The sequence below is a fragment of the Dysgonomonas hofstadii genome (assembly GCF_014196915.1).
Classification (GTDB): Bacteria; Bacteroidota; Bacteroidia; order Bacteroidales; family Dysgonomonadaceae; genus Dysgonomonas; species Dysgonomonas hofstadii.
Map to the genome: position 1 here is coordinate 41004 of NZ_JACIEP010000010.1, position 14551 is coordinate 55554.

Sequence of the window (14551 nt, forward strand, 5' to 3'; positions counted from 1 at the left end):
CTGATGAGCGAGTTCTTTTTGTTCAGCCGCAACGCCGGTTTTGGGTCGCCGGAGGAATGAAGCCTTGAAATACACGTTTAAGTGAGAGTAAAGTCAAGCTTGCTTGAAATTTACCGAACGTAGTGTATTCAATCTTAATTAGTTTTTGTAACTTTTTTATCAAGAAAAAAGTTGAAAGAAGACAAGCCGGAAGGCGCGTTAGTAAAAACGAACAATTATTTATTACAATCATAATAATTTCAACTCCTGATTGGCATTAATTGTTATACTCATTGAAAAATCTACCCTGAATTATATGAAAATGCCACATATTCTACTAAATAATCTTCAAAAAGGAAAGATACAATATAGATTCATTACTTTTGTACAAACTCCCGATGATGATAGAAAGATTATTTAAGAAAAAAGATATATCAGCCGTATTGAATGAGCCTAACGAAGGGCGAAGCGGCCTGAAGAGAAGCCTCTCGGCAACCAATCTTGTTACATTAGGTATCGGTGCGATAGTAGGTACGGGCATCTTTGTGATCACCGGACAGGCGGCCGCCCTGTATGCAGGGCCTGCACTGACTATATCGTTCGTTATATCGGCACTTGGTTGTGTAATGGCCGGATTGTGTTATGCTGAGTTTGCTGCCATGATCCCTGTATCGGGAGGTGTTTATTCATACAGCTATACTACGATGGGCGAGATACTTGCCTGGTTTGTGGGATGGATACTCATTCTTGAATATCTTTTTGCCTGTTCGAGCGTCGCTGTGGGATGGTCGGGCTATATGCTCAGCCTGCTGAACGGGTGGGGGATAGAATTTCCCCAACAGATAGCCGGCGCTACTTTCGACCATTTGAAAGACGGTAGCTGGGTATGGACCGGGCGTATCATTAATTTCCCCGCCGTATTCATTATCGCTATTGTGTCGGCATTCCTTATCGGAGGCATAAAGCAATCGGCTTTTGTAAACAATATAATTGTAGTTATCAAGGTTGGAGTTATATTGCTGTTTATAGGCTTCGGGCTATCGTATGTTGATACGAGTAACTGGGTTCCGTATATCCCCGAAAACACAGGTGGTTATGGTAACTTCGGCTGGACGGGTATTCTGCGCGGAGCGGCTGTTGTATTTTATGCTTATCTCGGTTTCGACGCCCTGTCTACGGCTGCCGGAGAAGCTAAGAATCCGCAAAAAGATATGCCCAAAGGAATACTGATTTCATTATTGATCTGCGCTTTGCTATACATTGCTGTGACAACAGTTTTGACAGGTATTGTCAATTATAAAGAACTGAATGTGGATGCTCCTATAGCATTGGCCATCGACCGTGCAGGCTCGGGGCTGGCATGGTTGAGTCCGTTCATCAAACTGGGAGCTATCGCCGGCCTTAGTTCGGTAATACTGGTTATGATGCTCGGTCAATCGAGGGTTTATTATTCCATTTCGAAAGACGGACTGCTGCCGAAAGTGTTTTCGAAAGTGCATGATAAGCATGGAGTACCTCACAATGCTACGATATTTGCCAGTATAGTCACAGGTATCATTGCCGGATTATTTCCCTTGCATGTGCTGAGTGAACTGGTCTCGATAGGTACACTGATGGCCTTTACGATAGTTTGTATATCGATTGTTATTTTACGCAAGACACAGCCCGGACTGGAACGTCCGTTCAAAACACCATTTGTGCCCTATCTTCCGCTACTGGGTGCGGCTATCTGTATTATTCAGATGCTTTCACTTCCGTGGAGTACATGGGCGAGACTGATAGGATGGACAATACTTGGGTTTTTAATTTATTTTACTTACGGTATAAAGCATAGCAAGCTGAATAATAAGTAACAAAAAGGCTCTGATGGTACATTTTCATAGCCTTTCTGCTACTTATTTATTTACTTGAATTTTCCAGTTTAAAATATGAAAATCCTGCAGGTTGTTCAACATCTCCTATATGCATCAATCCCGGACGGGCTACACGATCCCAGCGGACGAGGTATCCGGCATCCCTGGCATTAGTGCTTATCTTTTCCCATTTTCTTCCGTTAGTGCTTTTGTAGAAATATAATAAATGCCCTCGCTCAACAGCAATTTTCAGATATAGCTTTTTAGCAGGAGCATACGTCTCGTAAACATCGGATTCCTGTCCGTCTTTTACCTGCTTTAAAACAAATCTGTCATCTATTATACCCCATATAATCATATTCTTGTCATCACCATATAAGGTAAGGCCTTTCATACTGTTGTTTTTGTCAGTGACAGCTGTGTGAAATTCATAATCGGGCGTTGTCGCTCTTACGCACAAAGCCGTTGCGGGATAGCTCTCTCCTATAGGCGTGCCACTCAACAATAGCTTCCCTTTCCCGGTTTCCGTTTTTATATCTGCGTAGGGGTAATTCCATGTCCATTCTACTTTCAGGTTTTCATTTCTAAATTTATCTTCAAAATCCGCGACAGGCTTTTGTTTAGTATTTGGAAAAGGCATCGGTTGCTCTATTTTCGTAGTCTTACCCGTGCTGAAATGTACCCAGTTATCGTCTCCGACATACATTTCCTGCAGGATGGGCTGGCGTCCCATATATGCCTCATCACCTTTCACATAGGCATGGCACATATAGAACATGCGCCCGTCAGGAGTAGTTACTGCTGTACCATGGCCGGAGGAGATAAAATCCATATTTCGTGCATTCAGTATAGGGTTGCCGCTATATTTCTCATACGGGCCTTCAAAGCTTTTCGAACGGGCGGCATATACATCATAATCGCTGCCAAAGCCACAACATCCGTGAGCCGCATATACCAGATAGTAATAGTCGCCATGTCTGAAATGGTACTGGCCTTCCATCCCTATATCTTCATCATCGACCAGTAGGGAAAAGATTTCCCCTTCTAATCGCAGGCCATCGTCCGACAGCTTGCTGCCTACAATTTCGATATGCCGTTTATCCAGGCCATAAGCCTTCCATGTAATGTACAACTGACCATTGTCATTGTATATAAATGCATCTATGGCTTCTGTACCATGTTCTATCAACAGTCCGTGATCAGTGAATTCTTCTGTCGGATTATTGGCTGTCGCCACTCCGATACAAGTAACATTATCCGATGCACGGCGGGCTGTATAATAGCAGTACACTTTCCCGTTGTGGTAATAAAGTTCGGGAGCCCAAAACGAATTTTTCGTCCATTCCGGCTTTTTGTTGAAAATATGTCCCGTTTGTGTCCAATTTACCAGATCCTTAGATACAAAGACCGGATAAAATGGCGCCCACTCTGATGATGTGGCGGTAGCATAGTAAGTGTCATCTATTCTTATGACCGACGGATCGGCCATGTCGCCGTGTATCACCGGATTTCTGAACATTTCCTGCTGGCAATAAACGTTGAAACAGAGCGCTGAAAAGAACAAAAAAATCGGGATGGTTTTATTCATAGGTATTTGAGTCTTTATTTATGAACGAAAGAAAGATGTTTTTCCACTAAAGTTGATACAAAAACAGGTACGAATAAGTTCCGTACCTGTTTTATATTATCATATTTCAGATTATTATTTCAGTTCTTTGATTTTTACATTCTTGAACCATACCTCATCTCCATGATCCTGTAAAAGGATATATCCCTCAGCAGCATTGCCAAAGTTAGGCCAGTCGTGGTATTTACTGTAAGCTACCAGTGCATTCCACATTGCATTATTACGATCATATTCCAATAATTTCACACCATTGAGCCAGTGTTCTACATGATTACCTTTTACAATAACCATTGCTGTATTGAACTCTTTCTTTTTGAATGGTTTGTTATCCGGCGCAGGAATAAGGTCATAGAGCGCTCCCAGTTTGCGGTTTCCTTTTACTCCCAGTTTGGCATCAGGGTGTTTTTCGTCGTCCAGAATCTGGAATTCGCAACCGATGGAAGATCCTGCTCCTTTATTCAATTCTGTGTCAACAAAATACTTAACACCACTGTTTGCACCTTCGGTTATCTTGAAGTCTACTTTGAGCATAAAGTTCTTATACTTGCGGGTAGTAACAATGTCGCCACCGTTGGTAGATTCTCCTCCATCGCTTTTCATTACTTTCAAAAGACCGTTATCGACAACCCAGCCCTTGGTAGGGAAAGTTGTGAGTTTACCGCCTCTCCAGCCGTTTGTTGTTTTGCCGTCCCACAGCAAAGCCCAGCCGTCTTTGGCCTCCAGTGGCGAGATGGTGTTCACTATGCAGTTTACCTGAGGTGCATCGTTCGTTTCGGGAGTTTTATATTTTTCTACATCTGTTGTGCAGATACGTATATCTTTCCAGCTAACGGTTTTCCCTTCCAGTTTTTTATCCCATATGGCGTGTACCTGCAAGGCTATGAAACCGCTTAATGTCATATCATCCCATATATTGGCACATGCGATACCGTTTACCCATGTGCGGATGGTGTTGCCAATGGCTTCTATGCGGGCTTTGTTCCATTCATTGTTTTTGAATGCAGATTGAGCCGGAGGGTTAACTGTCATAGGATAGAGCCAGTTGCGGCGCGCTTCGTCATATATACCCCCTGTCCATGCCCGTTGCGACGGGTCTATTTCAAACTGGTAACCATGTACACGCCCGTTCTGATAGTCTTTAAGACTAAGGCTGCGGAACTGTACACCCGAATTGAGTCCGTCGTCTACTTTAAAATCGAATTCGAGAATAAAATCGCCATAGTTTTTTTCTGTTGCCAGAAATGAGTTGGGTGTATCCATTTTTGAGGTGCCGACAATGGCGCCATCAACAATTTTATATTCGGCTTTGCCATTGAGTTTCTTCCATCCTTTCAGGTTCTTTCCGTTAAACAGGGGTTGCCATTCCTGTGCTGATATGGCAGCAGTAAACAACAGAAGGGCTGCCAGTAATATATTTTTTTTCATTTTTTTCTTGACTTCTTTTACTATTATTTTTTTAATCAGTATTTTACACAATATAAAAATCTTCCCATCCTTTGCGTGGCGGTATTCCGGTCAGCATGGCATTGGCAAACTTATCATTGGTGATCTGATTGGTGCGGCTGTCGAAATACAATTTGCGATTGAGTCTTTGTGCCATAACGCCTAATGAGAATACCTGGCTGAGCGGCCCGTGTATTTCGAACGGAGAACGGGTTTTCTCTAGTCCCTGACAAGCCAGCAGGAAGTTTTCGAAATGGTTTGACGGGCTTTTCGGTACCTCCGGCAGTTTCGACTGCATTTCCTTCGCTTTGGCCTCCGGTATGATGGAGAGGGTACTGCCATGAGAAGCACCTTTAAATATCAGGTCTTTACCATAAATGATCTTGCCCGGATTGATCTTTTGTTTTACGATCTCTCCTACACTCGATGCCGGAATATTGGCGTCCATTGCCGATTCGCCGTAACCATCAGGTAGTGGGGGAACATTGTTCACTCCGTCGTACCAAGTTACATCACAGGCCGGCATTTCTCCTCTCGGTCCGAAACGGAACAGGATAGTAGAATCTGTAGGGAAGAAATAATCGTTATGTCCGGTCAGTTTCACCGGATTTACTTCGTAAGGCAGACCCAGGTCAAGAAATTCATGTACTGTGTCGAGTATATGTGCTCCCCAGTCTCCGAGCGCTCCCATACCGAAATCGTACCAGCTACGCCATTCGCCGTAGTGATATTTTTCGTTATATTCATGATATGGAGCAGCACAATGCCAGTTGAACCAGTCTAAAGTGGAAGGTATAGGTTGAGCTTCGGGATATTTGTAGATATTCACATCCCAGCCATGCCAGCGGCGCGGATTGTTCATGTGTGCTGTAACAGCTGTCACATCTTTTATTATGCCTGCATCCTGCCATGCTTTGAACTGGAAGTAATTGGCTTCGGAATGTCCCTGGTTACCTACCTGTGTCACCACATTCGGATATTTACGGGCAGCTTTCATCATCAGTTCGGCTTCGAGGAAAGTACGCGCCATCGGTTTCTCTACGTATACATGCTTTCCGTAGGCCATAGCCATCATACAGATAGGAAAATGGGAAAAATCGGGAGTTGCCACTGTAACGGCGTCAATCTCATTTTTCATCTTGTCGAACATCTCCCTGAAGTCCTTAAACTGTTTGGCCTTAGGGTACATGCCTATTACTTTTTGTGTGTGTTTAGCTCCCATATCTATATCGCACAGGGCAACTACATTCACCATTTTTGTTTTGGCAAAATCGTTGATGATCTGTTCTCCCCGGTTACCGATGCCGATATAGGCAATGTTTACTTTTTTTGCTGCGCCTGCCACCCTGTTGTAGCTTCCGGCGGGCATTGCATTAACTCCACTAACGGCCATGCCTGCTGAAGCTAATGCTGCTGTTTTTAAAAAATTTCTTCGCGTTACCATGATTTTTATTTCGATTGAAAATTAGATTTCTGCTTTAACATATAAAATTTATCGGGCTTTTACTCTTTTGTTAAGATCATTGGTCTTTATTTGTTATGTGTGCGCACACACGATTGCAAAGATACAAAAATCTTCACTTTTATGGCTATTGTTTCTTATAAGACATTGGTGTATTTATATGTTATAAAACATATCAGGTTTGTAGTAATATATGGTTCAAAAAATAATTCCGAATGATGTGCCGGATTACCTGTTAAAAAATATTTCATTACCTTTATTTATATAAAATGATAATGTCAGAGTTCTTTTTTTAAATTTGTAATCTGATTAAATTGTTTGGTTTATTTTATGCGTAATCTCTTTGTCTCAAGATATGTCTTTCTAATTGCCCTGATTTTATCATGCAGTTTCACTAATGTTTTTCCCCAACAAAGAAAAGCAGTAAAGGAAGTGATTGCAAATTTAAAGACAGACCTAAGCAAAGATATTACAGATATACAATCACTAAGGAAGATCAGCGAATTATTGATTAACAGTGGTGATTATACCCAGACTATATATTATGCGCATATACTGGACAGCATAGCCCGGATTGCTAATGATGAAGCTGGCCGGATGTATGCTTATATATACCTTGGCCAGGCAATGATGATGAATGGGGAAGAACTGGAATCTAAGCATTATATGGATAAATCGCTGAAGCTGGCAATGGAATTATCTAATGATTCGGCGCTGGCATCGGTGTACAACGGCTTGGGATTATATGCATCTAATGTGGAGATGGATTATTACCGGTCTATTAATTATTTCTTTCAGGGTATAGAAGCTGCAAAACGAAGTTCCCATGAACGGCTGTATTCTATACTGCTTTGTAATATATCCGGAATATACTATTTGAAAGGTGATACCGAAGGCCTTAAATATGCGTTGGAATGTTATAATCTGGGACATGAAAAAGGCGATGCCTACCTTATTTATTGCGGCTCTACCAATTCGGCCTATATGTTCTTTTTATTGGGAGATTACGATGAAGCGCTGAAGTATATTAAGGAAGCAGAATTTATCACCGAAAAAAATAATTTCCACGACAAAACGAATTTATACAACTTATATGGAAATATATTATTCAAGTCGGGTGATAATAAGGCCGCAATAGAAGCTTATAACAAGGCTTTGGAATTTAAAGACCAATCCCAGATTTCTTCCATAGCCAGTACATACCTTGGTATGTCCAAAGTTTTTATACAACAAAAGCAATATAAGGAGTCTGTCCGGTTACTGCAGCAAGGGCTGGATATTTCTTTAAAAAACAAAAATACGATTCATGTCCCCGAATTATATGAATATATATCCATCTCTTATGAACTGGATAACGATTACAACAATGCATTGAAGTATTATAAGATATTCCAATCTTTCTCGGATAGTATATATAATGCGGATAAAGAGCGTACCCTGAGCGAATTGAGGATAAAATATGATACTGAAAAACAAGAGAATGAGATAAAACAGGGTAAATTGGTTTTATTGCAAAAAGAAAAAAAGTTTCAGTTACTCCTTTTTGCTTTCATTCTAATCTTTCTTGTATTGGGAGGAACGTATATCTCATATTATAAGAAGAATAAATTATACCTTCAAATAGTAAAGCGAAATCAGGAAGCAATAAAAAGGGAAGCGGATCTGAGGGAACAGATTGATGAGTTCAAAAATAAAGTAGAAAAAGAGCCTGTTGCTGAAAAGTATTCCGTATCGTCGATGACAGAAGAAAAAGAAATAAAGCTATACGAGGAACTCTCAAACCTCATGCGCAATGAGCGCATATATAAACAAAAAGACCTGACTAAAGAAAAGCTGGCTGCGCTCCTCAATACAAACAGAACATATCTGTCGCAGGTAATAAATAAATATTCCGGTTTGTCATTTACTCATTTCATCAATACCTTTCGCATCGAAGATGCCGTTCGGGTTCTGTCCGATCCCGGCAACGACATTCCGCTCAAGGCTCTTTCTGCCGATCTTGGATTTAATTCGGCGACTACTTTCTACACCGCATTCCAGTCTTCGGTTGGTATGACACCCTCCCTTTACCGGGAAAAAGTGCATCAATTGGAAAAGCAGGAGCGAAAGAAATTGTGACCGAATGCTTGCTTATTGCTGATAGTTGTGTCATTTTATTACTAAAAGTTTTACAAAAACGACAATTGCCAATATTGACGTCGTGTTTTCACTTGCTTTAACAATCATTTTCTTTTATTTTACCTTCTCTCTTATATTATATATATTATTTGAAATAAAGGTCTAATATGAAGAAAACCGTAGCTTTTAGTATTCTTATGCTCTTTATCTTGTCAGGTATAGATAAAGCAGATGCACAAAACAATGCGAAATCTGAATTTACAGTTTCCGGAATCGTTACTGATGAAGATCAACTTCCTGTAATAGGATTAGTTGTTTCAGTAAAAAGAGATGGAAAAATTGCAGGTGGTACAACAACAGATATTGATGGACATTATTCCGTAAATGTCCGATCTGAATCAGACTCTCTCGTATTTTCATATTTGGGATATATTACCCAAAGTTATATTGTCGGAGGAAAAAGGCGTTTAAATATTGAAATGCAATCGTCGACAACAGATCTGGACGAAGTCGTTGTTACAGGTTATCAGACCATATCCCGAGAGCGTGCTACAGGATCTTTTTCCAAAGTTACATCCGCAACGCTTGACAAACAAAGGTTAAGTAACCTCAGTACGCTTCTTGAAGGACAGGTAGCCGGTTTCACTGGAGGGTTGCTTAGAGGAACGACATCGATGTATGGTGCAGCGCAGCCTTTATATGTGGTAGATGGGTTCCCTATCGAAAATGTAAGATATGATGGCTCTACCAGTAGTGCTATAGAAGGTTTGCCTGAACTGAATATGGAGGATATAGAAAGCATTACCGTATTGAAAGATGCTGCGGCAACATCCATATACGGAGCCAGAGCTGCAAACGGGGTGGTTGTTATCATTACAAAAAAGGCTGCAAAAGGAAAGGTGCAGGTGTCTTTCTCCAGTACATTTACTTTTTCTCCCTATTCTTACTATAAGGACGGGTTGACCGATTCGGCTGATATGATAGATATTGAAAGGGAATGGGCTGCAAATAACTCATCATTGCAGGGAACCGATGCTTCGACTTATGCGCAGCGCATGCTGGATTCAAATATATACCCTACACAGGGAATATCTTCTATTTTGAACTATTATGCAGGCAAAATGACGGAATCTGAGTTACAGCAAAAATTGAATAATCTTGCTGCTCAGGGTTACAGTTATTATAATGATGTGGAAAAATATGCGAAACGGAATCCGTTCTATCAACAATATAACTTATCGATAGGAAAGACCACAGATAATAATATGTTTAAAGCCTCCATTACATATCGTGATAATAAACAGGAAAACCGCTACACCGGTGATCAGTCGGTGGGTATAAATATCACCAATAACCTGGAAATAACTAAATGGCTGAAACTGGATCTGGGAACTTTCAATTATTATCAGGATCAAGATACACAATCTTATGACGCTTTATCTCCGGGGTATAAATATATGCCGTATGATGTGCTGAAGAATTCAGATGGCAGCAATTATACATCACTGGCCTCATCACGTCTTACTAAAGACAATTATGCCTTAATAGACAGTTACGGCTTATATAATATGGATATAACACCGCTCGATGAATTAGGCAGGAATATAGTGAAGAATAAAAGTTTTCAAAACAGAACATATGGTAAACTGGGTATTGAATTCACCGAATGGCTGAATTTCAGCAGTATGTTCCAGTATGAATATGGATCTGACCGTTATTCTAAGTTGTCGGATAAAAATTCGTATGCGGTGCGGTCGCGAATAAATAATATGGCATCACGGAAAGATAATGCCACCGTATTTAATTTACCGTATGGAAATATATACAACACCGTCAATTTCTACTCTAAAGCCTATACATCTCGCCAACAACTCAATTTCAATAAAACCTTCGCAGGAAAGCATCAGGTAACAGCTTTACTCGGAAACGAAGTCCGTGAAAATAAATATGAGTTTTCCAATAATACGTTGTTTAATTATGATCCAGATATATTATCATATACTCTGATCGATGCCGCAACATTAGCCAAAGGCGTAAGCCCATTCTGGGGAGGAACGTTCTATTCGTCAGATGTTGCTTCAAGGAAGGAGATCACAAACAGATTTGTTTCTTATTATGGAAATGCAGCTTACTCTTACGATGACAAATACCTGTTTACAGGAAGTTTGCGCTGGGACAGGTCAAACCTTTGGGGAACGGCTTCTAAATATCAGAATAAACCGATCTGGTCAACCGGCCTGGGCTGGAATGTCGATAAGGAATCATTTATGAACATTGCATGGATAGACCGCCTGAAATTGCGTATGTCGTATGGTATTGGCGGAAATATAGCTAAAAATAAAGCCCCGTACATGGTCGCCTACTACTCTACAAATGCAAATGTAGGAGGAACGCAAGGGTCTATATCTTCGCGACCTAATCCTTCTCTATCGTGGGAAAAAACCACCACCACAAATATAGGTATGGACTTTGCTTTGTTTAAGAACCGGTTAACCGGAACTATCGAGTATTATAATAAGTATGGAAAAGATCTGCTTTCCAGTACCATGGGAGTTCCTACCGAAGGGTTTGGTTATTCCACTTATCAGATTAATAATGGAGAGATGAGAAACAGGGGTGTGGAAATAACCTTGTCGGGAGATATTATCCGCACTAAAGATTTCGCTATAAACTCGACCTTTATTTACGGATATAATAAGAATAAAGTAACGTATGTAAATGTTGAAGCTCCTGTCTATTATCTCCAGATAGACTATCCTACAGCCTATCCCCGCACAGGAAACCCTTATCAGGCGATATATGCTTACAAATGGGCCGGACTTAGTGCCGAGGGGCTTCCTCAGGTATACGACGAAAACGGAGATGTTGTATCATCGGTACCTACAAACCTCGATGCTATTGTGTATGCCGGTACTACCGTGCCTGTTCATAGTGGCTCATTTAGTAGCTCTATCCGTTACAAAAACTTTGACTTGTCGTTTATGCTGATATATGAAACAGGGCATAAGATGCGAAATACATTCCTGCCAACATTAGGTACTTCATATTCCAGCGCGGCTTATTCCTATATAACCAATATAACAGCAACCAATAAAGATATAGTAAACCGTTGGCGCAATCCGGGAGACGAAGCTCATACCAATATCCCGCGTATAATTTTTGCAGAAAGCCCTTTCTACAGCAGTGATTTGTATAGTATATATGCCAATGCGGATATAAATGTAATTGATGCAGCCAATCTCAGACTGAGTAATATTTCCCTGTCATACAGTATTCCGGCTCAGATTTGTAAGAAAGCATTCCTGCGAAATGCACGTTTGCAGTTCAATATAGAGAACCTGATGACCCTGACAAAAAGCAACGAAGCTAAATACTTGTTGGGAGGATACAACAGCCCTAACTATGTATGGGGATTATACTTAAACTTTTAAATAATTAAATACAACTGATATATGAAAACCAATATATTTCCCGTAAAATTATTACTTGTATTTGTCTTCATTTTGTCGTTTACAGCATGCAACGACTACCTCGATATTTTGCCAAAGGGTGAAAGGATTCCTACTACCCTGGCCGATTTCGAGGCCTTACTGAGAGATGAATACGGAGTTCACAGGCTGGATGCATCCAATGCTGTCAACCTGCTGAATGACAGGTATCAGACAATTGCCAATTTGAATTATTATCCTTTAACCAAGGCTAACTATATGTGGGATGAAAGCGCAGACCGTATCAACCTGAATAATTCGGACGAAACGATGTATTACGCCAGTTATGCATCCATTTCCACCTGCAATCTTCTCATAGAGCATGCGCCTACGGCAACTGAAGCTACCGACGCCGAACGTAACGAAGTGATTGCTTATGCGAAAGTATTGCGCGCCATGAATTATTTTTATCTGGTAAACTTCTATGCCGACACTTATCAGGAAAGCGATGCGTCTGCTAAAAATGCAGTTCCCCTGATAACAAGCGCAGATATTAACGCTCCATACCAGCAACTGACCGTGAAGGGGATATACGATTTCATTCTGAATGATATGCAGGAAGCTTTACCTTTCCTGAAGGAGGAATCGCCAACACCATTACATCCTAACCTGGGGGCAGCTTATGCATTTTATGCCCGCCTTTATCTCCAGATGAGCAATTACACCAAAGCTTTGGAATATGCAAACCTTGCTTTGGCCGAGAATGACCAGCTATATGATTGGACGGCATACTATGCTGAAAATAAAACACAGATTGAAACGCCTGATTCATATACCACTACGGCTTCACCCACAGGGCATTATTATGTTGAGAATTATTATTTCCGGCATGGAGCCTCGTCTTATTCTTCTACAGAAAACTCTATTCCTGTCGAACGCAAGGCTCGGTTCGAAGAAGGGGATGCAAAAGCTGCCGCACGCTGGAAAGTAAGAACCGTAGGAACAGAAACTTATTGCGTAAGCACTACCCGTGGCTTTTTCAACGCAGGAGGTATTACTACCGCAGAGGTATATCTTATTAAGGCGGAATGTCTTGCCCGCAGCGGAAAGTATGATGAAGCGATGGATGAACTGAATAAAGTACGGGAAACCCGCATCTTGTCTGACCAATATGTGCCGCTTACAGCATCCACTGAAGAGCAGGCAATTGAATATATCCGTCGTACAAAGGACAATGAACTGATATTAACCATCATTCCTTTTGCCGATGCGCGCCGGTATAATCTTGAGACTAAATATGCTCGGACATTAAGCAAAGTGGAGGACGGGCAAACGTTGACATTGTCTCCGTCGTCGCATATGTGGACAATGCCTTTCCCGATGGGGGCGATTAAAAATCCGGGTAATGGTACAATCACGCAAAATGTAAGTAAATAATAATAAAAAACACAACCATGAAAATTTTAGAAAAACTATCAGTTTTATTTGTGGCAGGAACAATAATGATTTCCTGCACAGAACAACCGGCTACATCGTACACAATTGAAGGAAATCTGCAAGGCATTCCCGAAGGAGCTAAAGTAGAATTGATTCCCGGAGCTACCCATAAGGATGAAAAACCAGTGGCGGAAACGATTGTGAAAGATGGCAAATTTACTTTTACGGGCGTGGCCGATGAACCCCGGATGTTTTATATCCATGTGGCTGAAAGCCGTGGCCTGGCTAAACTTATGGTTGAGAACGGAAAAATCGGTTTGACAGGAGATGTAAAAAAAAGTGAACAAGGCGATAACGTTACTTATAATTTCGACAATATCGTGGTAACAGGCAGTAAGTCGCATGACTTGTATACACAAAAAATAGCTCCGCGCAAAATGCTGGATTCTTTGTATACAGCCTACCATGATAATAATAAGGAAATATCGGAAGCCATCGGTCAGGCGCGTATGGCTAAAAACCAGGTTCTGCTAGATTCATTGAATCAAACTGATGCCGCCAAGAAATTTGCTGCGGACGAAAAGAATTTCTTCGAAACCGTGGAAAAGACAATGAAAGGAATTATCATGGATAATAAGGATTCGTGGTGGGGGCCAATGTTAATGATGGACGTTATGTCTTATTTTACACCTGAGCAAAATCCATGGTATGAAGAATTTTCGCAGGAAGCGAAAGACAGTTATTATGGTAAGATCGTAAAAGAAGAGTTATTCCCTGAAGGTTTTGTCGGAAAAGCTCTCCCTGCGTTTACCCTTGTCGGCAAAGACAATAAAGAAACTACGGTGGCTGAAGTAAGTAACGGTAAGAAATATACACTTATCGATTTTTGGGCATCATGGTGTGCTCCGTGCCGCAAAGAAATACCTAACCTGAAAAAACTATATGAAAAATATTCATCGAAAGGATTTGAGATCATCAGCATTTCGATAGATAAAAAAGAAGCAGACTGGGAAAAAGCCCTTAATGAAGAAAAACTGGTGTGGCCTAACTATCTGGATAGCAAAGGAGCTAGTGATGCCCTTAATGTAAAAGCCATTCCGGCAATGTTCTTAATAGATGATAAAGGTATTATTGTTGCAGAGAAAATAAGAGGCGAAGAACTGGAGAATAAACTTGCAGAGTTGTTTAAGTAAACGATAAGTAG

At 40.9% G+C, this 14551-nt stretch carries 8 protein-coding genes; 5 read left to right on the top strand and 3 right to left on the bottom strand.

The features are described from left to right. Nucleotides 1-380 precede the first annotated feature (380 nt). Nucleotides 381-1832 (top strand): amino acid permease, encoded by a 1452-nt coding sequence (locus GGR21_RS13765; protein ID WP_183307941.1) that lies wholly within the window; start codon nucleotides 381-383, stop codon nucleotides 1830-1832. Between the two features lie 46 nt (nucleotides 1833-1878). Here GGR21_RS13765 and GGR21_RS13770 read toward each other — a convergent pair whose 3' ends face one another. The 3 genes from GGR21_RS13770 to GGR21_RS13780 all read right to left on the bottom strand — a co-directional run bounded on the left by GGR21_RS13770 (nucleotide 1879) and on the right by GGR21_RS13780 (nucleotide 6346). Further along, entirely contained in the window at nucleotides 1879-3420 is a 1542-nt protein-coding gene (locus GGR21_RS13770; protein WP_183307815.1) for a family 43 glycosylhydrolase, read from the bottom strand. Nucleotides 3421-3534: 114 nt separating this feature from the next. Beyond that, a complete protein-coding gene (locus tag GGR21_RS13775) occupies nucleotides 3535-4884 on the bottom strand; it encodes a 3-keto-disaccharide hydrolase (protein ID WP_183307816.1) in 1350 nt (449 codons plus the stop codon). 43 nt (nucleotides 4885-4927) lie between these two features. Further along, nucleotides 4928-6346, bottom strand: coding sequence for a Gfo/Idh/MocA family oxidoreductase (locus tag GGR21_RS13780; RefSeq protein WP_183307817.1), 1419 nt, complete (start codon nucleotides 6344-6346; stop codon nucleotides 4928-4930). Nucleotides 6347-6796: 450 nt separating this feature from the next. Between GGR21_RS13780 and GGR21_RS13785 the strand changes: the two genes are divergently transcribed. The 4 genes from GGR21_RS13785 to GGR21_RS13800 all read left to right on the top strand — a co-directional run bounded on the left by GGR21_RS13785 (nucleotide 6797) and on the right by GGR21_RS13800 (nucleotide 14540). Further along, a complete protein-coding gene (locus tag GGR21_RS13785) occupies nucleotides 6797-8482 on the top strand; it encodes a tetratricopeptide repeat protein (protein ID WP_183307818.1) in 1686 nt (561 codons plus the stop codon). Nucleotides 8483-8649: 167 nt separating this feature from the next. Next, nucleotides 8650-11913: a SusC/RagA family TonB-linked outer membrane protein gene (locus GGR21_RS13790; RefSeq protein WP_183307819.1), complete on the top strand. Its 3264-nt coding sequence runs from the start codon at nucleotides 8650-8652 to the stop codon at nucleotides 11911-11913. Nucleotides 11914-11934: 21 nt separating this feature from the next. Then, nucleotides 11935-13347 carry a RagB/SusD family nutrient uptake outer membrane protein gene (locus GGR21_RS13795; RefSeq protein ID WP_183307820.1) on the top strand — a complete coding sequence of 471 codons (1413 nt, stop codon included), beginning with the start codon at nucleotides 11935-11937 and terminating at the stop codon, nucleotides 13345-13347. Between the two features lie 17 nt (nucleotides 13348-13364). Continuing rightward, nucleotides 13365-14540: a redoxin family protein gene (locus GGR21_RS13800; protein WP_183307821.1), complete on the top strand. Its 1176-nt coding sequence runs from the start codon at nucleotides 13365-13367 to the stop codon at nucleotides 14538-14540. Nucleotides 14541-14551 lie beyond the last annotated feature (11 nt).